General features: G+C 72.5%; 16 protein-coding genes and 1 pseudogene. 5 read left to right on the top strand and 12 right to left on the bottom strand.

Translation table 11 applies throughout. The features are described 5' to 3' along the window. Positions 1 to 84 precede the first annotated feature (84 nt). Together PV721_RS05135 and PV721_RS05130 are read right to left on the bottom strand one after the other, a co-directional pair. Entirely contained in the window at positions 85 to 1,695 is a 1,611-nt protein-coding gene (locus PV721_RS05135) for an alpha/beta hydrolase (protein ID WP_319721595.1), read from the bottom strand. Positions 1,696 to 1,707: 12 nt separating this feature from the next. Next, positions 1,708 to 3,264: an alpha/beta hydrolase gene (locus PV721_RS05130; protein WP_319721594.1), complete on the bottom strand. Its 1,557-nt coding sequence runs from the start codon at positions 3,262 to 3,264 to the stop codon at positions 1,708 to 1,710. Between the two features lie 399 nt (positions 3,265 to 3,663). Here PV721_RS05130 and PV721_RS05125 point away from each other — a divergent pair, with 399 nt between their 5' ends. From PV721_RS05125 to PV721_RS05115, 3 genes are all read left to right on the top strand, one after another. Continuing rightward, entirely contained in the window at positions 3,664 to 4,623 is a 960-nt protein-coding gene (locus PV721_RS05125) for a polyphosphate kinase 2 family protein (protein ID WP_319721593.1), read from the top strand. 173 nt (positions 4,624 to 4,796) lie between these two features. Next, complete coding sequence (locus PV721_RS05120; RefSeq protein ID WP_319721591.1) at positions 4,797 to 4,982, top strand: hypothetical protein; 186 nt, start codon at positions 4,797 to 4,799, stop codon at positions 4,980 to 4,982. Continuing rightward, positions 4,982 to 6,796, top strand: a complete 1,815-nt coding sequence (locus PV721_RS05115; protein ID WP_319721590.1) for a SulP family inorganic anion transporter — start codon at positions 4,982 to 4,984, stop codon at positions 6,794 to 6,796. The genes PV721_RS05120 and PV721_RS05115 overlap by 1 nt, the downstream gene beginning before the upstream one ends. A gap of 36 nt (positions 6,797 to 6,832) precedes the next feature. On the opposite strand, the gene PV721_RS05110 is transcribed toward PV721_RS05115, so the two are convergent. Both PV721_RS05110 and PV721_RS05105 read right to left on the bottom strand, forming a co-directional pair. Next, the gene (locus PV721_RS05110) at positions 6,833 to 8,197 is read right to left on the bottom strand and encodes a diacylglycerol/lipid kinase family protein (RefSeq protein WP_319721589.1); all 1,365 of its coding nucleotides are present in this window, start codon (positions 8,195 to 8,197) and stop codon (positions 6,833 to 6,835) included. A gap of 109 nt (positions 8,198 to 8,306) precedes the next feature. After that, positions 8,307 to 9,605: a cation:proton antiporter gene (locus PV721_RS05105; protein WP_319721588.1), complete on the bottom strand. Its 1,299-nt coding sequence runs from the start codon at positions 9,603 to 9,605 to the stop codon at positions 8,307 to 8,309. Between the two features lie 162 nt (positions 9,606 to 9,767). Here PV721_RS05105 and PV721_RS05100 point away from each other — a divergent pair, with 162 nt between their 5' ends. Then, complete coding sequence (locus tag PV721_RS05100) at positions 9,768 to 10,199, top strand: alpha/beta-hydrolase family protein (RefSeq protein WP_319721587.1); 432 nt, start codon at positions 9,768 to 9,770, stop codon at positions 10,197 to 10,199. A 38-nt stretch (positions 10,200 to 10,237) separates the two neighbouring features. Here the strand turns inward: PV721_RS05100 and PV721_RS05095 are convergent, their stop codons facing one another. From PV721_RS05095 to PV721_RS05070, 6 genes and pseudogenes are all read right to left on the bottom strand, one after another. Then, the gene (locus PV721_RS05095; RefSeq protein WP_319721586.1) at positions 10,238 to 10,900 is read right to left on the bottom strand and encodes a type II CAAX prenyl endopeptidase Rce1 family protein; all 663 of its coding nucleotides are present in this window, start codon (positions 10,898 to 10,900) and stop codon (positions 10,238 to 10,240) included. Then, positions 10,825 to 11,565, bottom strand: a pseudogene (locus PV721_RS05090) (caspase family protein); the annotation flags it as partial. The gene PV721_RS05095 and the pseudogene PV721_RS05090, both read right to left, overlap by 76 nt. Positions 11,566 to 11,723: 158 nt before the next feature. Beyond that, complete coding sequence (locus PV721_RS05085; RefSeq protein WP_319721585.1) at positions 11,724 to 12,389, bottom strand: hypothetical protein; 666 nt, start codon at positions 12,387 to 12,389, stop codon at positions 11,724 to 11,726. Between the two features lie 39 nt (positions 12,390 to 12,428). Then, positions 12,429 to 12,623 carry a hypothetical protein gene (locus tag PV721_RS05080; RefSeq protein WP_319721584.1) on the bottom strand — a complete coding sequence of 65 codons (195 nt, stop codon included), beginning with the start codon at positions 12,621 to 12,623 and terminating at the stop codon, positions 12,429 to 12,431. A gap of 78 nt (positions 12,624 to 12,701) precedes the next feature. After that, positions 12,702 to 13,463 carry a maleylpyruvate isomerase family mycothiol-dependent enzyme gene (locus PV721_RS05075; protein ID WP_319721583.1) on the bottom strand — a complete coding sequence of 254 codons (762 nt, stop codon included), beginning with the start codon at positions 13,461 to 13,463 and terminating at the stop codon, positions 12,702 to 12,704. Between the two features lie 107 nt (positions 13,464 to 13,570). After that, on the bottom strand, positions 13,571 to 14,467 hold the full coding sequence (locus tag PV721_RS05070) for a LysR substrate-binding domain-containing protein (RefSeq protein ID WP_319721582.1): 897 nt from the start codon (positions 14,465 to 14,467) through the stop codon (positions 13,571 to 13,573). Between the two features lie 79 nt (positions 14,468 to 14,546). Between PV721_RS05070 and PV721_RS05065 the strand changes: the two genes are divergently transcribed. Beyond that, a complete protein-coding gene (locus tag PV721_RS05065; RefSeq protein ID WP_319721581.1) occupies positions 14,547 to 15,284 on the top strand; it encodes an SCO6745 family protein in 738 nt (245 codons plus the stop codon). Positions 15,285 to 15,301: 17 nt separating this feature from the next. On the opposite strand, the gene PV721_RS05060 is transcribed toward PV721_RS05065, so the two are convergent. Then, positions 15,302 to 18,199, bottom strand: coding sequence for an NHLP bacteriocin export ABC transporter permease/ATPase subunit (locus PV721_RS05060; protein WP_319721648.1), 2,898 nt, complete (start codon positions 18,197 to 18,199; stop codon positions 15,302 to 15,304). 79 nt (positions 18,200 to 18,278) lie between these two features. Continuing rightward, positions 18,279 to 20,459, bottom strand: a 2,181-nt coding sequence (locus PV721_RS05055) for an NHLP family bacteriocin export ABC transporter peptidase/permease/ATPase subunit (protein WP_416371024.1), incomplete at its 5' end; no start/stop codon positions are given.

Here is a 20,459-nt window from a genome sequence, read left to right as displayed (position 1 = left end):
TTGCCTTTCACCAGGGGATCGACCAAGTGGCCGTCGCCTACCCTGCCGATCACCGTTGAACCTCCGCCGGACGCACGGGGCAGCTCAGGGTCCGATCTCGAACCCGGGCGCCTTGAGGTTCTTCAGGCACGTGGTCTTCGGCGCGGCCGGGTCGTCGAAGAACGAGACGGCGATCTCCTGGGCGCACTTCGAGGTGGCGAACACCACGTGGGGCTCGTACGGGACGGTGACGACCTTGGCCTTGGGCAGCGTACGGGCGACATAGGGCCCGTTGTCCGCCCCGGTCTGGGAGTCGAAGCTGCCGGAGAGGGCGAGGGTCGGGAGGTCGCCGCGCGTGACGTCCCGGATCGAGCTCGGCGCCGCGGGGACGTTCCAGACCTCGCAGTCCGGACGGAGGAAGGTGAGCTGCGGGGCCTCGGCCTGTACCGAGCGGGGGAACGACGGGAACGCCTCCTGTCCGCCGCGGAGCGCCTCCTGCTGGGTCTCGTACGGCGTCCACTCGCTGCAGAAGACGCCGTAGACCAGACCGTGCGCAATCCTCCCGATGGCCTGGGGACTGACCTTGCCGCCCGCCCACTGCTGGGCGATCCGCTGCGGCTTGCCGTTGGCCAGCTCGTCGAGGGCGGCGGGTACCTGGGGGGCGACGTGGGTGGCGGAGGTCATCCAGTTCACCAGGGCTCCGCCGTCCAGTGTGACCTTCACCGGCTTGTCGCTGCCGGGGAGCGTCACGGTGGTGGTGGCCGGCTTGGCTTCGAGTTCGCGGACGAGCCGGTCGAAGGTGGCCGACAGGTTCGGATAGCGCTTGTTGCACGCCGGCTGGGCCGCGCAGGCCTTGAACAGGCCCTCGAAGCCCTGCCGGGCGCTGCTCCAGGTCGCGGCCGACCCGGACGTGGACGGCGGCAGTATGCCGTCGATGCCCACCGAGCGGAGCCCTTCGGGGTGCAGGCGCATGTAGGCCAGCGCCAGGTGGGTGCCGTAGGAGATGCCGTACAGGTTCCACTGCTTGATGCCCAGCGCGGTGCGCAGGTCGTCGTAGTCGGCGGCGCTCTCGATGTCGTTGTAGGCACTGAGGTCGATCCCGCGGCCCGCCAGTTGGTCGCGGCAGGTTTTCGTGGCCTCGACGTGCAGGCGTTCGGTGGACGGAGCGTCGTAGACGAGGCCGACCGATCGCGCGTTGAACTCGTCGATGTTGGGGCAGAGGAGCGTCGGTTCGGCCGAGTACGTTCCGCGCTGGGACATGAAGATCACGTCACGGTCGCGGTTCAGGCCACCGTCGATCGCCATCTTCGCCTCCCCCACGGCGTCGTCGCCGGGTCCGCCCGCGAGCCACACGATGGGGTCGGGTTTCGGCTCGTCGGTCGCGGCGGGCACGATCGCGACACCGAGTTCGATCGTTCGGCTGCCGGGTCTGGTGCGGTTCTCGGGCACGGTGAGCGTTCCGCAGCGGGCCCCTTCGAGGGCCTCGATCGGTTCCGGCGTCTTCGGGCAGGGGCCCGGTTCGAAGCGGGCGTCGCCCACCGTCCGGGCGGTCGTGCCGATCGGCGCCCCGGGGGTGGGGGTGGTGTCGGTGCGGGTTTGCCCCTTAGCGGGCGCTGCGAGCAGTCCGGTGACGAGGAGACCGGTCGCCATGGCGGCCGACGTGGCTCGGAGGCGTCGTACGGTGCGGCGGCGACGGGGCTCGTGGTGGCGTGTCATGGGGTCTCCCGGTCATCTCGGGATGATCGTGAACGGTTCGGGCTCGAGACCGTCCACGCACGAGGTGTCGGGAGCGGTCGGGCGGGCGAAGAACGACGCCAGCACGCGCTGCGCGCACGGCGACTGCGGAATCACCCAGTGGCCGATTCCAGGAACCTGGATGGCGGTCGAGCGGGACAGGTTGCGGGCCACGCCCTTCGCCCAACTCGCTCCGGTCTTCACGTCGAACGTGCCGGAGATGACGAGTGCCGGTACCGAACTGACCGTGGCCACCCGCTGGACGGCCGCGCGGTCCGGGACGTTCCAGATCCGGCAGGCCGGATACTGGAAGGGAAGTTGCGGCACTTGGGCCAGGACCGTGTCCGGCCACCCGGGGAAGGCCTTGCGGCCCGCCTTCAGCACGTCGGCTTCCGAGTACCCCGGCGCCCACTCGCTGCACGCGACCGAGTTCGTCAGGCCGTGCGCGAACTCGCCGACCTTCTGGACCGAGCCGCCCGCGCGGGCCTGCGCGAAGCGCTCCGGATTTCCGCGGCTGAGTTCGTCGAGCGCCGCCGGGATGTCCTTGGGCCGGGGGGTGAACGCGACGATCAGGTTCAGCAGCGCGCCCCCGTCGAGGACGGTCTTGACCGGCTCTCCTCCGTTCGGCGGCGTGGCGTTCAGCGTCAGGGGGTTGGCCTCCAGCTTGCGCACCTGCTCCGTCAACAGCCGGGGCAGGTCCGGGTACCGGTCCTTGCAGGCGGGCTGCGCCGCGCACGCCTCGAAGATGTTGTGGATTCCCTCGGCGGTGCTGCCCCATGTCCACGGCAGGGTCACGACCTGGGGAGGTGCGATCGAGTCGATCGCCACCGCACGGATTCCCTCGGGGTGCAGGCGCAGGTACGTGAGGGCCAGGTTGCTGCCGTAAGAGTACCCGTAGACGTTCCACCTGGGGATGTTCAGGGCCTTGCGCAGGTCGGCGAAGTCCGCGGCGTTCTCGGTGCTGTTGTAGGCGCTCAGGTCGACGCCGTCGGCCGTCAGGCGGCCCCGGCAGTCTTCCACCGCCTTCAGCAGGAGCTGTTCCGCCTGCTGTGAGTCATAGCCCAGGCCCACGGCCTGCGCGTTGAAGCGGTCGACCTCCGGGCAGGCGAGGTTCGGCTGGTCGTAGAGGTTGCCGCGCTGGCCCATGACGATCAGCTCGCGGTCCTTGTTCAGGCCGGAGTCGACGAGGAAGGGGATGTCGTCGAAGGTGTCGGCGCCGGGACCGCCCGCCATGAACACCACGGGGTCCTGTGCCGGCTTCGCCGGGGTGACGGCCGGAATGACCGCCACGGCCAGCTTGATGGTCCGGCCGCCGGGGCGGGAGCGGTTCTCGGGGACCTCGACGAAGCCGCACCGTGCGTCGCTCAGCGCTTCGATCGGCTCGGGAGGCTTCGGACAGGGACCGGGCACGAACCGGGTCGGGGCTGACGGACTGGGCTGCCCGGCGGACCGGGCGGGCGATGACGCGACGCTGCCGGGTACGGGGCCGAACGCCGTCAGGCAGACCAGGGCGGCCGCGGCGGCCGCCGCGTGGATGCTGTGCTTGGGCATGTGGTCTCGTTCCTCTGCCGACATCGGCGGCTGCCCGCCGGGCCGGGCCGCAGCGGTTGGGACGGAACACTCGCTCTCGACGCTACTGGGTGGAACGTACGCGCGCACGCGGAGCGATCAGCGGCCCGCGGCCTTGGGGCACAAGGGCGGCGCCCGGCAGGCCGTCCGCTGCACCGTGGCGGCCGTCACGCCGGAGCCTCGGAGAGCGATCCCGTCCGGGCGAGCAGACAATGAGCACGAGGGACCCTCGGCGACTCGTTCCGGCAGGCCCGGGTCAGGGCCTGCGTCCCGGACCGGGACGAACGCCGGCCCGGGAGGGAGCTCGATGCCGCCGGCCGCGGCCTTCCTGGGCCCGAGACGCACCGGGCCCGCCCCGGACCAGTGAGGGACTGACAGGTGATGTCGGACGAGAGAGCCGAACGCATCGCGGAGTTCATCCGGCCGCTACGGGTGGAACCGGGGTCCGAGGTACGCCTGGACCGGGACTTCGATCCCCGCTACAAGGCCGGTCTGAAGAAGCGGGACGGGGCCGAACTGCTGCGGACCGGGGTGTCCTTGCTGGCCGAGTACCAGGAGCGGCTGGCCGCGCAGGACACGTACGGCGTCCTGCTCTGTCTCCAGGCGCTCGACGCCGGAGGCAAGGACGGGACGATCCGCCACGTGATGAGCGGCGTCAATCCCCAGGGCGTACGGGTCAGCAGCTTCAAGGTGCCCTCCACCGAGGAACTCGACCACGACTACCTGTGGCGGTACGCCCGGCGGCTGCCCGCGCGCGGTGAGATCGCCATCTTCAACCGCTCGCACTACGAGGAGGTTCTCGTCGTGCGGGTGCACCCCGACAACCTCCTCCGGCAGAAGCTGCCGGAGGACGAACGCGGGCCGGACCTGTGGGACCGGCGCTACCGGGAGATCAACCAGTGGGAGCACTACCTCACGGACAACGGGTTCAAGGTGGTGAAGATCCTCCTCAACCTGTCCGAGGAGGAGCAGCGGATCCGCTTCCTGAAGCGGATCGACCGGCCGGAGAAGAACTGGAAGTTCTCCGCGGCCGACGTCCGGGAGCGGCGCCGGTGGGACGACTACCAGCACGCCTTCTCCGCGATGCTGTCGGCCACGAGTACGAAGTGGGCGCCGTGGTACGTCGTACCGGCGGACCGGAAGTGGTTCGCCCGGATCTGCGCGGCGGCGGTCCTCGCACACACGCTGATGGACATCGATCCCCAGTACCCCGATGTGGGGGAAGCGGCGCGCAAGGCCCTGCTCGTCACCAGACGGGAGCTGGAGCGGGAGGCCCCCGCCGGGGCCCCGGCCGATCCGCACTCCGCCCCCCGGCGGCCCGGGAAGAAGAAGCGCGGCTAGAGGGGCCAAACGCCCCGGGCCCCGGCGCCCGAGCGGCGTGGACGCGTCCGCGGCCACGGATCGGAGGCAGGACGATGACGGTGCGGACGGAATCCGCCGGAGGGGCCTGCGGCTGGTACGCGCGCGCTCCGGAGGCGGTCGTCACTGCGTTCGGCGTCGATCGCCCGTACCCCGTGCCTGAGACGGGGTACCGGTCGGCGGACGGCTTCCGCCGTCTCCTGGGGACCACGGAAATCGATGCCCGGCAGTTCGGCCGGGCGGTGCCGGCCGCCCTCGTGCTCGTGCTCCTGCCCGTGCTCCTGCTCCTGCTCCTGTGGGAGCCGGGCAAGCTCCTGGCCCGCCGGTCCGGAGGCATCTGATGCGAGGGCGGTCCGCGCCGGCCCGGCAGGGGAACCGCAAGCTCGTCTCCCGGGTGCGGGCCGTGCCCGGGATCCGTGCGGTTTCGTCCTACCGACGGGAGTGGCTGGTCAAGGACCTGGTGGCGGGAGTCGTCCTGACCACGCTGCTGGTGCCGCAGGGCATGGCGTACGCCGAGTTGGCGGGCCTGCCGGCCATCACCGGGCTGTACACGACGGTCCTCTGCCTGCTGGGCTACGCGGTGTGCGGGCCGTCCCGGATCCTGGTGCTGGGCCCCGATTCCTCGCTGGGTCCGATGATCGCCGCCACCGTGCTGCCCCTGGTGGCGGCCGACGGGGATCCCCAACGGGCTGTCGCGCTGGCGTCGATGCTCGCGCTGATGGTCGCGGCCGTGATGATCCTGGCCTCGCTGGCGAAGCTCGGCTTCATCGCCGATCTGATCTCCAAACCGACGATGATCGGGTACATGAACGGTCTGGCGCTGACCATCCTGATCGGTCAGCTGCCCAAGCTCCTCGGCTTCAAGGTCGAGGCGGACAACCTGATCGGTGAGTGCACCGGCTTCGTGCGGAGCCTCGCCGACGGGGCGACGGTGCCGGCCGCCGCCGCGGTCGGCGTCGGCGGGATCGTCGTCATCCTGCTGCTGCAGCGCTTCCTGCCGAAGGTCCCCGCGGTGCTCGTGATGGTGGTCCTGGCGATCGCCGGGGCCACTGTCCTCGACCTGGGCGCGCACGGCGTCGGGCTGGTCGGGGAACTTCCCGAGGGTTTCCCGCCGTTCACGATCCCCGACGTGCGCCCCGCCGACCTGCCGCTGCTGCTCGGCGGTGCGCTGGGCATCGCCCTGGTGTCACTGGCCGACACGATCTCCAACGCCTCGGCCTTCGCTGCCCGTACGGGGCAGGAGGTCCGCGGCAACCAGGAGATGGCGGGCATCGGCGTGGCCAACCTGGCCACCGGTCTCTTCCAGGGCTTCCCCGTCAGCACGAGCGGATCCCGTACGGCGGTGGCGGAGCGCGCGGGGGCCAGGAGCCAGCTCACCGGGGTCGTCGGAGCAGCGCTCATCGTCCTCATGCTCGTACTGGTTCCGGGCCTGTTCCGCAATCTCCCCCAGCCGGCCCTTGCCGCCGTGGTCATCACGGCGTCGCTGTCCCTGGCCGACGTCCCCGGGTCCGTGCGGCTGTGGCGGCAGAGCCGTACGGAGTTCCTGCTGTGCTGCGCGGCCTTCGTCGGCGTGGCCCTGCTCGGCGTGCTGGCCGGGATCGGCATTGCGGTGGCCCTGTCCGTCCTCAACGTCTTCCGGCGCGCCTGGTGGCCCTACCGCACCGTGCTCGGGCGGGTGCAGGACCTGGAGGGCTACCACGACATCCGGTCCTACCCGCAGGCCCGGCAGCTACCGGGCCTGGTGATCTACCGGTTCGACGCCCCCCTCTTCTTCGCCAACGCCAAGACCTTCCGCGACGAGATCAGGCGACTGGCCGGCGCGGACCCGCGGCCGACCTGGATCGTGGTCGCGGCGGAACCGATGACCGACGTGGACACCACCGCCGCCGACGTCCTCGAGGACCTCGACGAGGCGCTCAACGCGGACCAGGTGCACCTGGTGTTCGCCGAGCTGAAGGACCCCGTGCGTCGGAAGATCGAGCGCTACGAGCTCACCCGCACCATCGACCCCGACCACTTCTTCCCCACCGTGGAGGCCGCCGTCGCGGCCTTCCGCCTGCGCACCGGGGCCGAGTGGAGGCCGGTCACCACCGCCGAGCCGCCCGTCGGGCCCGAGCCCGGATCCGGGGGTCCTCCGCCCGCCGACGAGCGGTGACCGCCCGCCGGGCGGGAGGGACCCGGCAGCCGTTGGTCAGGCGGCCTCGCGGCCCGCCGCGACCCGCCCCATCGTCAGCGCCAGGCGTCTCACTCGGCGCCAGTCCATCGGCGGCGCGACCTGCGGGACGCCGGGCCGGTTCCGGGGGACGCGCACGCGCAGGGCGCCGGGGGCGAGACGGCAGCGCACCGGAGTGGGCAGGGTCAGGGCCTCGCCGTCGACACCGACCGGGATGACGGGAGCGTCGGCCTCGACGACGACCTCCTGGGCGGTGGCCTCGGTCAGCCCGCGGCCCTGACTGCCGCGCAACAGGAGTTCCGTCGCTTCGGCGGCGTTGCCGACCCCGACACACAGCACCCCCAGCCGGCCGGAGTCCAGACGCCCCCGGCGTCCCAGTCCGGCCGGGTCGCCCCTCTCGTAGGGGTTGTTGCTCACGAGTACGGCCTGGGGACCGTCCTTGGCCAGCGAACCGGCACGGACCCTCAGTCGCGCGCCGGTGTGGTGGGTCAGCAGGTCCGGCAGCATCTCCAGGATGGTGCGGGCCTTGTCGTCGCGGTAGGCGGGACTCTGCACGACTTCTGCGTACACGCCGAACGAGGCGTTGTTGATGAAGACGCGCCCTTCGCTCGGGCCCGCGGGCCCGCCCTCCGACTCGCCCTCCGGTTCTCCCGCCTGGAGGTATCCGAGGTCGATGCGCAGTTCGACGCCGTCGGTCAGTGCCTCCAGACACGTGGAGGGGTCCTGCCGGTCCAGGCCCAGGTCCATGGCGAAGTGGTTGCGGGTGCCTGCGCTGATCACCATGAAGGGAAGGCCGTGCTCTGCGGCGATGCCCGCGACCAGGGCCTGCGTGCCGTCGCCGCCCGCGACGCCGAGCAGGTCGGCGCCGCCCCGGACGGCACTCCGCGCCAGCTCGGCCACGTCCTGCGGCCGGGCCGGATCCAGCACGACGACCTCGGCGCCCAGGGCCCTGGCACGCTCCGCGAGGTGGAACTTCTCGACCTTTCCGCCGCCCGAGCGCGGATTCATGATCAGGAACGGCCGCTCGGGCCGGCCGGCGGAGCGCTCCGGCATGCCGGGCGGGGCGTCTTCGACCAGCGCGGCCCTGCCTGCGGAAACGGCCAGCGCCCACAGGCCGAGCGAGACCAGCACCACCCACAGCAGCCCGGCGGCCGCGTACAGGATCAGGACGCCGAGCGGCGCGGCGACGACCAGCAGCACGGCCAGCACCCTGATCCAGCCGGTGTGGGTGAGCATCCACCACCCACCGGCGGCCGTGAGCACCAGCCCCGCCCACCCCACGCCCATGAGCACGAGGCTGCCGAGCCCGGCGAAGACCACCAGCACCGCAACCGCCGCTGCGCCGGCCGCCAGGGCCAGACGCGCGGCCCAGCGCCTGCTCATGGGGCAACCTCCCACCGCTCCACCGGCTGCCGGTCGGGAATCCCGATCCCTGCGTACCCGGTCGGCCGACTTCCCGTGGACACGAACGTCCGCAGGCCTCCACTTCAGGCTAGGGGCGGTCACCACCCTGCGCAGCCCGCCCGCGGGGTACGGGCGTGCCCTCGCGCAGATCACGGTCGGCTGCCGCGGCCTTCTCGTACCAGCGGCCGTACCGTTCGGCCAGCGGTGCGGACGAGACGCCGTGCAGGAGGACGCTGAGGCCGACGGTGACCGCGACCACCCGCCCCAGGAGGTCCACCCCCGGAACGTGTTCCTCCACCACGAGCAGCGCCAGCACCACGGACGCGAGACCGCGCGGGCCGAACCAGCCGATGTACGCCACCGTGCGGGCCCGTAGTCCGCTCCCGGCCAGTGCGAGGACCACCGGCAGCATCCTGACGACGGTGAGGCTCAGCACCGCGTACAGAATGATCCGCCAGCTCAGGTGCTCCAGCGTGGGGCCGAGCAGCACCGCCCCGAAGACGAGGAGGCTGATCGCCGCCAGGAGTCCTCCGAGGGTCTCGGTGAACTCGGCCGTGCGGTCGGCGTCGCCCTGCTCGTCTCCCGCCGGGGAGTGGCGCAGGACGAAACCGCAGGCGAAGCCGGCCACCCAGGCGGCGATGAACCCGCTGCCGTCCGTCACGACGGCGAGTTCGTACGCCGCTGCCGCTACGGCCAGCGGGTAGACCTGCCACCACTCGTGCGCGACCCAACCCCGGGCCCGGGACCACTGCAGCAGCCGGCCTCCCAGCCACCCGATCAGCAGGCCGATGGCGGTGCTCAGCACCAGGGCGCGCCAGAAGACACCCGCGACGCCCTCCTGCGCGTAGTGCGTGCCGGGGATGGCCGCGAGGAAAAGAACAAAGAAGGGCAGCACCATGCCGTCGTTCAAGCCGCTCTCGACGTTCAGTCCGTCACGGACGAGCGCCGGTACCCGCGGGTGGGACATCGCGGTCTTCCCGAGGGCGGCGTCGGTCGGCGCGAGGATGGCGCCGACGAGGGCGAGCTCCCACATCGTCAGCCCCGGCAGCAGGGGCCATGCGAGGAGCCAGCCCGCGCCGATGCTCAGGGGCAGTCCGATACCCAGCAGACGACCGGGCAGAAAGCCGCCGGTCCGAAGGTCCCGTCTGCGCACCGTCAGGGCATCGGTGAACAGTACGAGCGTCAGCGTGGCTTCGAGGAGCGCCACGATCGCAGCGGCCTCCTGCTCCGGGTCGATGACGCCCAGCACGGCCGGCCCGAGGAGAACGCCGCAGCCGACGAACACGATCGCCGACGACAACGGCGTCGAGGACAGCCGCCGCGAGCCGAGCGCGTACGCGGCCGTGACGGCCGCCACCGCCGCAACGGTCCAGGCGCCACCGCTCATGACCAGCCCTCCACTCCACCCGCCGCACCACGCGTGACCTCGTTCCTACAGGTCGACGGAGCGTGCCGGACCGACGTCGGCAAGGACACGCCGCGTGGCGCCACCCGTGAACCGGAGGGCACGACCGGCCGGGCCTCGGGACGATGGCCGTGGAGGAGAGCCATGAGCCACGACCCGCCGGTTCCGCCGTCGCAAGGGCCGGCACCGCGCACGGCGGACGGCGGAGTGGAGGAGCCCGGCGGCCCGGCCCGGCCACCGCCGAACCGTCCCCCGGCTCCGGCAAGCGCCGCCGGCCGTTCCGCTTCGCGCTGCCCGGCTGCTGGGGCGCGCCGGAGCCCCGGGCCGGCCTTCTCCGGACCCGACTGGATCGGCGAGGCGCCCGGTTCGGACGTGCTCGAAGGGATGTTCTGGAAGCCCCTCGTGACCTTCTGGCAGGTCACCGCCGACCTGCCGTTCTCCACGGGCGTTCCGGACGGGCACGGCCACACGTACAAGGCCGCGTACGTCGACGGCTGGAACGCCGTCATGCGGTCCGCCGGATTCACGGCGCAGGACCTGGACCGGCTGAGGGACATCATCTGGCCCGAGCGCTGAGCCCGCGGCCGCGGGGCCTGCGCCGTCGCGCGGTCAGCTCAGCGCAGCAGGAACCCGGCGAGGTAGCCGAGTGCGTTGACCGCCCAGTGCAGGCCCATGGGAGCGAGCAGGCTGCCGCTGCGGCGACGCAGCTCGCAGAAGAGGACGCCGACCGCCGCCGTGAACAGCACGGTTGCCAGAACCGCGAGGGCGGCACCGGCCGCGGAGTCCCCGAAGACCGTGTTCAGGGCGGGTTTCGCCGTCGCCAGGTGCAGGGACGGCAGCACGTGCCACAGGCCGAACAACAGGCTGGACACGGCGGTCGCCCATGCCGCGCCGCGCTCGCGGCACACCAGACCGTAGAGGACGCCGCGGAAGGCGATCTCCTCCACCAGGACGGTGCCGACGGGGACCAGCAGGAGGAGCAGCTCGCCCCCGGTCATCCCGGCGTACCGCCGGTCCTCGAACAGCGTTCGGGTGGCCGGCAGCAGGGCCCCGGCGAGGTAGACGACGGCGACCAGGCCGATCAGGGCCAGCGCCCAACGGGCACCACGGGCCCGTGTGCCGGGTGCCAGGCCCGCGTCCGCCAGGGTGCCGCCGGCCCCGAAGAGCACGGCGAGCAGGAGGGCGCTGACCACGACGGCCGTCACCGGGCCGAACAGGCCGGTCCAGTGGTGCACGGCCAGGTTGGCGGCGACGAGGACGGCGACCGTGAGCCCCACGGCCGGCCAGGTACCGATTCGTCCTCGGCGTCGGCTCCGCCGTCGGTCCGCGGCGGCACCGAGGCGATCAGTTCAGCCGTCATCCGGCGCTGGTCCTCGCGGCTGCGCCGCGGATCGCGCAGGTGCTCGGCCAGCGCCTCGTCAGGTACGGCTGCCGCATCCCGGCCGTGCCCGCACGCACCGCGGCCTCCAGGGCGGTGACGAAGGCGTGGTCGTACGCGAGCTCCCGGAAGCGGGCCGCGGCGACCAGCCACAGCCCCTCGGACCCGGCGGGCCGGTAGTCCACCCGCGCCCAGTTCGGCATAGCAGGTGTCGAGCAGCAGCAGGACGTGCCCGACCCGGGTGTCGGCCAGCAGGTCGGCCAGTTCACGGGAGGCGAGGGTGGTGCTCATCCGGTCTTGCCGGCTGTTGCGACAGGTGGGCCGGTGGGAGCGCTCGTCGCGCAGGCCGTGACCCGCGTAGTACACGACGAGCACGTCCTCCTTGCAGCGCTCGTCCGCCTTGAGCCAGTCCTCCAGACCGGCGCGCACCTGCTGGGCATCGGGTGCGCCGTCGAGCTCCGGGAGGATCTCCGCGTACCCGAGGGAGGAGAAGAGGGCCTTGACCCGGCTCAGGTCCTCGGGCACGCCGGGCAGGTCTTCGAGGTGCGGGTCGGCGGTGAACGTGCCGGTGCCGAAGGCGAAGACGTACCGGTGGAGGCCGTCGGGGGCCGGGCCGTTCGGTGCATTTTGTGCGGGGGCACCCGGTGCGGGGGCGCCCGGTGCGGGGGCCGTGCGTCACCGGACCAGCCCGGCGGCGATCGCCGTCCCGGTCTCCACCGCCGTCAGGTAGGCGCGCATGCTGTGCATCTCGGAGCCGTTGTCCACGGGCACGTCCCGGACCTCAGGCCCGAACCGGGGCGCGAGTTCGCGGACGAGGGCGACCGCGTCACCCCGGTCGGCCGGGTTGGTCCACTCCTTGACAGGGGCCGGCCAGATCCCCGTACCGTCCTGCCGCGGTGCGGGCTGCAGGCGGTCGCGACCAGCCCGGCCAGGCCCAGCGGGGAGCCGAGGGTGACCAGGGACAGCGGCGGCCGGTCCGGCCCGAGTGCGCACAGCGCCTCGTACGCGACCACCGAGCCCAGCGAGTGGCCCACGACCACCCGGGTCCCGGGCGTGATCAGCTCCGCGGCCCGCGCCCGTACGGCGGCACGCAGCTCGGGCTCGGTGAAGTAGCGGCGCACTTGCTTGAGGTCCGAGATGAGCAGCCGGTCGGAGACGGCGCCGAAGAAGCGGGTGCGGGTGAGGGCGTGCAGGGCGCGGCGGACCCGGTCCCCGGCGAGGGGGCGGGAGGCGAGACGGCCGGCGGCGGGGCCCGGGCCGGGCGGACCGCCCGCGCCGGGGCCCGTACGGTCCGGGCCGGCGGGGTCCGGTCCGGGGATGCGGGGGTCCAGCCGGGCGGCCTCCCGCCACCAGGCTTCCAGCAGCTCGGTCTCGAAGCCCGGTTCCACGTCCTCGGCGCGGTAGTACGGCTCGCCGCGCGTGCCGGGCTACCGGAAGAGGTCCCCGTATCCCGCGCAGGCGATGTCGGCGTCCGCGAACCGTCCGAGCGTGGGATCGCGGCGCAGCGCCAGTCCGACCCCGCCGCGCAGTGCGGGCTCCACCTCTGCCAACAGGGTCTCGGCGGTGTCGAGTTGCCGCCCCACCCCGTGCACCACGACGACCCGGCTCATGCTCCCCCTCATGCCCGTCCTGCACTCCTGGCGCGAGCATAGTGGGGGCGGGTGCCCGGGGCGGGCCCTTCCCTTGCGCGGGCCTCGCGGTCAGAAGGCCGAGTGGGCGAACCACTGGGCGAGCAGGTCCGGGTCGCCGAGCAGACGGAAGACGTCGCTCCGGTGGTCCAGGCGGCCGTAGAGGAGCAACAGGAGGTCTGCGGCGGTCCCTTGGACGGTGGCGTCCGCCGCGCGGGGCCCGGCACGGTCGGCCACCAGGGCGAAGCCGTCGGCACGCAGGGCGACCAGCCAGTCGCCGTCGCCGTCCGTGCAGCTGAAGCGAACGGTCCGGTCAGGGGCGCGCAGTTGGGCGGTCAGCGGCGCGAAGGAGGAGGCGAACGGCAGGTTGGTGAGGAACTCGTCGATGCCGTCGACCGCCAGTGTGCGCTCGACGTGCGGCGCGAGCCCGAGTGCCAGTTGGGCGTCGGCCCGGTGGACGAGGGTCTCGAAGAGCATGCGCCGAACCCAGAACCGGGCGTGCTGGTCGACCCCCCAGGCCCACATCGGTGCGTCCAGGTCGGTGGCGGCGAACACCTGGGCGGCCTCCCCCGCGCTCGCGGCCAGCCAGTCCGGGAGTGTGTCGGGGTGCTCCGGGAGGCGCAGGTCGACCGCACGGCTGGTCGGCGGTTGCTGGATGCGCCGGCGGAGCAGCTCGGTGAACCAGCGGTGCACGCTGCCGACGTGCCGCGTGAGGTCCTCGAGCGTCCAGCCGGGGCAGGTCGGCACCGGGGTGGAGAGGTCGGCCGCCCTGACCGTGGCGACGAATTCGGCGGTCTCGGCTGCGACGGCCGCTCCGTGCTGGGCGGGGTTCATGTCTGTGCCCTTCCTCTGATGGTGCTGGCCAGGCGGCAGGGAATTTAAGGATATGGATGGTTTATGTCATTAAGTAATATGACGGTATTGCGCAACGGTTGGCGATGTCAACTTTCACTCCGTGCGGCGGCACGGAGCGCGGCGATGACGGCGGTGTGCGTCGGGTTCGCACTCTCGGTGTGACGCGTCGCGGCGAACAGGAGGCGCCGGATCGGGCGGTTCTCGATGGGCGCCGTACGGATTCCCGGCGCGGCCGGGTCGATGGCCGTCCGGGGGACGAGTGCGGTGGCGAGGCCTGCCCGGGCGAGGGTGAGCTGGGCGGCGATGTCGGCGGTGACGTAGCGCGCCGTGGGCGTGAAGCCGGCTTGGTTACAGGCGTGCAGGATGGCCTGGCCGCACTCCGTGGCCGGCGGCGGCACGGCGAGGTTGTGCGCCGCCAACTCCCGCAGGGCGACGGGCCGCCCGTCGGCCTGGCCGGGCGCGGTGACGACGAGCAGCGGATCGTCGAGCAGCGGCGAGACCTCGATGCCCCGGGGCGCGGTGTCCGGCAGGTGGTGATACCGCTGCCCCAGCACCACGTCGACGGTGCCGAGCGCGAGTTCCCGCAGTTGCGCCTGGTCGGTGACGAGACAGGTCACGGCGAGCTGCGGGTGGTCCGAGCCCAGTGCGGTCAGCGCGGGGGCCACGATCCTGGCGACGGTCGACGGCAGCGCGGCCAGCGTGGCGGTGGCTCCGACGGCGCCCTTGACCGCAGCGAGGGCGCTCTCGGCTTCGTCCACGGCAGCGAGGATCCGGTCCGCGTGTTCCAGGAGCACCCGGCCCGCCTCCGTCAGCGCCACGGTTCGCCCGTCGGGGCGCAGCAGGTCGACGCCCACGTCGTTCCGCAGGGCGGACAGCTGCTGGGACACGGCGCCGGCGGTCAGCGCCAGCGACTGGGCGGCCGCGGCGATGGAACCGCGGGCGGCGACGGTCTTGAGCATGTGCAAACGGCGGACATCCAGCATGACTCGATAGCTTAGCTAAAGGGTTCCGACAGAAAACATCCCCTTGACCTGTTCAGTCAGGATGGGCGACCTTCAGCGCATGGAAATCTTCGACTGCATCGCCGCAGTTGCCCGGCCCATCCACGACTTCGGTGACGCGTTCATGTCGCACGAGGCGACCGCCGCCGTCGGTCTGCGCGCGGGGTTCCCCCCGGGGCGCGGCTTCTACTGCCGCGGACGGTTCGGGGTGCTCGGTGAGGCACCCGCCCCGGTGGTCCAAGCGGTACAGGGCTTCCTCGGCCCCCACCTGGTCGGCGCGGGCTGGGAGGCGGGTCGGCCCGTGATGCCGGCGGAGCGAGCCGCTGCCTGCTACGCACGGGCCGTCCGGACGTGGGGGCGCGCCAACATCCCCGCCGACGCCGACGTGGAGCACTTCAACCGCCTGGCACAGCAGCTGATCGACGCCGCCGACGCCGACGCGCTGCCCCTGTTCGCCGGCTGGCGCGCTCAGCCCTGCCCGGACGACGACCCGGTCGGGACGGCCATGCAGCGCCTCCACGTACTGCGGGAACACCGGGGCGCCTGCCATCTGGTGGCGGTGCGCCAGTGCGGGCTGAGTGCCCGGGCGGCCATGGTCATCGACCTCGGCGTCGAGCAGGCCACCCGCTACGGATGGCAGGAGCCACAGCCGGTCGACGCAGCCCGGATCCCCCGCCGGCAGCGTGCCGAGCGGCTCACCGATGAGCTGCAGGCGCCCCTCTACGCCACGCTGACCGGCGGGCAGCGTGCCGAATTCGCCCGGCTCGTCGACGCGTTGACCGCCTCCCCCACTCGGTGACCGCCGCCGGAACGGCGTCAGCGCAGTTGGCGGTGGACCAGGGTGTGGAAGAGGCCGGTCGTGTCGGCGAGCAGTTCGGCGGGCGGGCCCTGCTGGACGATGCGGCCCTCCGACATGGCGATCACACGGTCGGCGTCCATGATCGTGGAGAGCCGGTGGGCGATCACGATGCGGGTGGCGTGCAGGGCGCGGGTGGATTCGATGACGACGCGCTGGGCTTCGTTGTCCAGGGCGCTGGTGGCCTCGTCGAAGAACAGGATGCGCGGCTTGCGGATGAGGGCCTGGGCGATCATCAGCCGTTGGCGCTGGCCGCCCGAGACGGTGCCGCCGCCGTCGGACAGCATGGTGTGCATGCCCATCGGCATGGCCTTGATGTCCTCCGCCAGGCCCGCCATCGCGGCGGCTTCCCACGCCTCCTCCGGTGAGAACGTCCCGGCGCCGCAGATGCAGTCGAGGATCGAGCCGGTGAAGGGCTGGGCGTTCTGCAGGACGACACCGCACTGGCGGCGCACGGCCGCCTGGTCGAGCGCCGCCAGGTCCTGGCCGTCGTACAGCACGCTGCCGGAGACGGGCTTGTCGAAGCCGATGAGCAGGCGGAGCAGGGTGGATTTGCCGCAGCCGCTGGCCCCGACGATCGCGATGAACTCGCCCGGCCGTACCCGGAAGTCGACGTCGTCGAGAACGAGCGGGCCGTCGTCGGCATAGCGGTAGGACAGGTTCTTGGCCTCGATCGCGCCGGTCAGCTCGCCGGGCCGGGTACTGGAGCGGACCACCTCGGGGGTCTCCCGCAGGAGCGGTTTGATCTGCTCGAACATCGGCAGCACGGCGGCGGCCGAGATGAGCGCGCCCGTCAGCTGCGTGACCGAGGACAGCAGCATCGTCAGCGCGGTGCTGAAGGTCAGGAACTCGCTGGCGGACATGGCGCCGCGGGCCGGTCCGGCCAGCAGCACGAACATCACCAGCGTGCACAGCGGCAGGTAGACGGCGCCCAGGACCGTGATGACGTTCTGGATCCGGCCGATGCGCTGCTGCAGGTCGCGGGTACGGGCGAACTCGCGTGCCCAGGCCGCGTACGCGAAGCTCTCGGCCGCGGCGACGCGCAGCTTGGGCAGGCCGCGCAGGGTCTGGAAGGCCTGGTTGTTGAGCTGGTGGCCGAGCTTGATCAGCCGGCGCTGGTAGCGCAGCTGCCACAGGCCCAGGCCCAGGAAGACGGCTGCGATGACGACCAGCATGGCGAGCGCCGCCATCGCCAGCGGCACGCTGTAGACGAGCAGCAGCACGAGGTTCATCGTGCCGACCGCGCCCGCCTGTACGCAGACCGGGCCGATGCCGGACAGCACACGGCGGATGGCGCTGATCCCCATGGCCGCGCCGGCCAGTTCACCGGTGGAGCGGCCGGCGAAGAACTTCGTCGGCAGCCGCAGCAGCCGGTCCCACACCGCCGGCTGCAGGGTGGCCTCGATACGGCCCTCCATGCGCAGGAGCGAGGTGTTCTGCAGGAGCATGAAGGCGGCCGAGACGATGCCGGTCGCGATCAGTGCCAGCCCGGTCTGCACGATGAGGCCGTTCTCGCCTTGCGGAACGTACCGGCCGAGGACCTGGCCGGTGGCGATCGGCACGAGCGTGCCCAGGACCACGGCGACCAGCCCGCCCAGGATCAGGCTGCGCAGCTCCTGGAAGGTGCCGCGCACGCTGAACCGGAGCAGCGCCGGCAGGCCCACCCGTCCGTCGGGCAGGGGGCGGTACAGCATGACGGCGCGCGGTTCGAAGGCGGTCCCGTCGGTCTCGGCGACGCGCTCGCGCGTGCCGGCGGCGGGGTCGACCGCCTCGTAGCCGCCGCGCCGCCACAGGAGGGCGACCGGCGCGCCGTCCTTCTCGCGACGGCCCACCAGCGGACCGCTGTTCTCCCGCCACCAGCGCCCGCCGAGCCTGACCTCACGGGTGCGGATCCGCGAGGCGAGCGCGATGCGTTCGACGGGGTCCGTCTGCCCGGACGCGGCACCGGACTCGCCCGGTTCGGACAGGGTGATGCGGGCCGCGTCGGCCACGAGGCGGCATACGGCGAAGGTCGCGTCGGCGCTCCCGCTCCGGTGGGGATGCCGGCCGGAGCGGGCGATGGACGCCAGCAGCGTCCGGTCCGCCTGGGTACGGGCTGCCCGGCCGGCCTCGATGCCGGCCGCCGCGCGGTCCTCGTGCGCGCGCTCCAGCTGTTCGATCCAGCCGTCCAGGGCGTACAGCAGCCGGTACTGCTGGTCGACCATGCCCTGCCACATCGCCGCGTCGACGAGGAGGGTGCCGACCGCCTCCGTCTCGTAGACGGCGCCGTACTGCACGCTGCCGGGGGTGATCTGCATCCACAGGATGTCGTCGTCGGCGCCCGAATGCCCGGTGGTGGCACTGCCGTCCAGCGGTGCCTGGTAGAGCACGCGCAGGCCGCGGCCGATCCCGCGCGCGAAGGCGTCCTCGAGGGGGCTCAGCCGTCCTGCGTCGGGGGCGCCGTAGTGCCCTTGACCGGCGTACCACGGTCCGCCGTGGAACGGGCCGACGTGGAACTCACCGCCGTGGGACTGCTCGCCGTGGAACTGGCCGTCGTGGAACAGATCGCCGTACTCCGGGCGGTACAGCTCCCGCAGTTCGATCCGGCGCAGCCGGCAGCCCTGCAGGGGCCGGCCCACCAGGGTGTGGTCAGGGCCCTCGGCCGGGCCCAGCAGCAGGGTGCCCGGCTCCAGGCGGCCCAGGAAGTGCCAGTGCCCGCCCTGCGCGGCGTCGACGGCGAACAGGTCGAGCTCGCCCTGCACGACGAGCCACAGGACGAGCGGGCCCTCCAGGGACAGGCTGCGCAGGCCCGTGCAGTCGACGGGCGAGCCCAGGGCGCCCAGGGCCGCGACGACCGGGTCCGGGGCAGCGCCCGGCAGGCCGGCGGGAGGGGTGGTGCCTGCGGCGGCGGTGCCCGCGGCGGCGGGCACGGCGGCGGCGTGGTGCGCGTGCGTCACCTCAGTGCTCCTTGACCAGGGCGGCGTACGGCCCCTGCGCCGCGACCAGGTGCTCGTGCCGCCCGCGTTCCACGACCGTGCCCCGGTCGAGCACGACGATCTCGTCGCTGTCGCGCACCGTGCTCAGCCGGTGGGCGATGACCACGCAGGCACAGCCGCGTCGGCGCAGGTTGTCGATGATGACCTGCTCGGTCACCGCGTCCAGGGCGCTGGTCACCTCGTCGAGGACCATGACGCTGGGGCGGCGCACCAGCGCACGTGCGATCTCCAGCCGCTGGCGCTGGCCGCCGGAGAAGTTGCGGCCGTCCTGCTCGACGCGGCTGTGGATGCCGCCGGGGCGGCGGGCGACCACGTCGTACACGGCGGCGTCCTCGAGCGCGGCGATGACGGCCTCGTCCTCGAGAGTGGGGTCCCACAGCGTGACGTTGTCGCGGACGGTGCCTTCGAAGAGGAAGACGTCCTGGTCGACGAAGGAGACGGAAGCCGCCAGCGCGCCGCGCGGGATGTCCTCCAGGCGCATCCCGTCGATGCGGATGGCCCCTTCCCAGGGGGTGTAGAGGCCGGAGATCAGCCGGGAGACGGTGGACTTGCCGCTCCCGGAGCCGCCGACGAGCGCGACCTGCTGACCGGGGCCGACCGAGAGCGAGAAGCCCTTGAGCAGCGGGGCGTCGAGCGGGCTGTAGCCGAAGGTGACGTGCTCCAGCTCCACCTGGCCCTTGAGGCGGCGGGTGCCGGCGGCAGGCTCGCGCCGCGCGTGGACCGGTGCGACGGGGAAGTTCTCGACGTCCTTGAGGCGGGCGACGTCGGCCGCGAAGTCCTGGATCCGGCCGGCGACGCCGCCCAGCCGGGAGATCGGCGCGGTGAAGCTGGTCACCAGGGCCTGGAAGGCGACGAGCAGACCCACGGTGAGGTGCCCGTCCACCGCCCGCAGGCCGCCGACCATCAGGATCAGCGCGCTGTTGAACGCCGCCAGCGTGGGCGCCACGATCGCCAGCCACGCGCTGGGCACGCCGAGCCGCTGCTGCACGTCGAGGGTGACGGCGTGCTGTCCGGCCCAGCGGCGGAAGAAACCGTTCTCGCCGCCCGTGGCCTTCATCGTCTCGATGAGCTGGAGACCGCTGTACGAGGTGTTGGTGAGCCGGGCGCTCTCGGCGCGCAGCTTCTGGGTACCGGTGGCCCGCAGCCGGATCACGATCCGCATCGCCACCACGTTGAGCAGGGCCACGGCCACGCCGACGAGGGTGAGCTGCGGATCGTACGTCCACAGCAGCACCGCGTAGAGCACGACGACCACGGCGTCCACGCCCGCGGCGGCCAGGTCCCGGGCGACGGTCTCGGCGACCGCGTCGTTGGACTGCAGGCGCTGGACCAGGTCGGCCGGGTTGCGCTGGGAGTAGAAGGCGACCGGAAGTCTGAGCAGGTGCCGGAAGAAGCGGGCGCTGCCGAGGGTCGAGGAGATGATCCGCCCGCGCAGCAGATTGGCCTGCTGCAGCGCGGTGAGGGTCGCGGTGAGGACGAGGGCGACGGCCATCGAGGCGAACAGCACGCCCAGCAGGGACGTCTGCTCCCCGAGGAGGAACATGTCGATGTAGGTGCGGCTCAGGGCCGGCACGGACGCGCCGACGACGACCAGGAGCAGGCTGGAGAGCACGGCGGCGGCCATGGTGCCCGAAGTGCCGCGCAGGCGGGCCGGCATGGCGCCCAGGACGCCGGGCTTGCGGCCGCCGCGACGGAAGCCGTCGCCGGGCTCGAAGGTGAGGACGACACCGGTGAAGCTGGTGTCGAACTCGTCCATGGGGACGAACCGGCGGCCTTTGCCGGGGTCGTTGACGTACACGCCCCTGCGGCCGAGCCGGCGGGCCGTGCCGTCGTAGACGACGTAGTGGTTGAACTCCCAGAAGAGGACGGCCGGTGCGCTCACTTCGGCGAGCGCGGCCAGGTCCATCTGCATGCCCTTGGCCTTCAGCCCGTACCCGCGGGCGGCCTTGAGGAGGTTGCTGGCGCGGGAGCCGTCGCGGGAGACGCCGCAGGCGATGCGCAGTTCTTCGAGGGGGACGAAGCGGCCGTGGTGGCCGAGCACCATGGCCAGGGCGGCGGCGCCGCACTCCACCGCCTCCATCTGCAGCACGGTGGGGGTGCGTACGGGGCGGGGCGCCCTGCCCCGTACGCACCCCCACCGTGC

Origin of the sequence: Streptomyces sp. MB09-01 (assembly GCF_033794505.1) — a bacterium.
In the GTDB taxonomy this organism is placed as follows: Bacteria; Actinomycetota; Actinomycetes; order Streptomycetales; family Streptomycetaceae; genus Streptomyces.
Note: the sequence above shows the minus strand (reverse complement) of the source record. Positions and strands in the feature narration are given on the sequence as shown.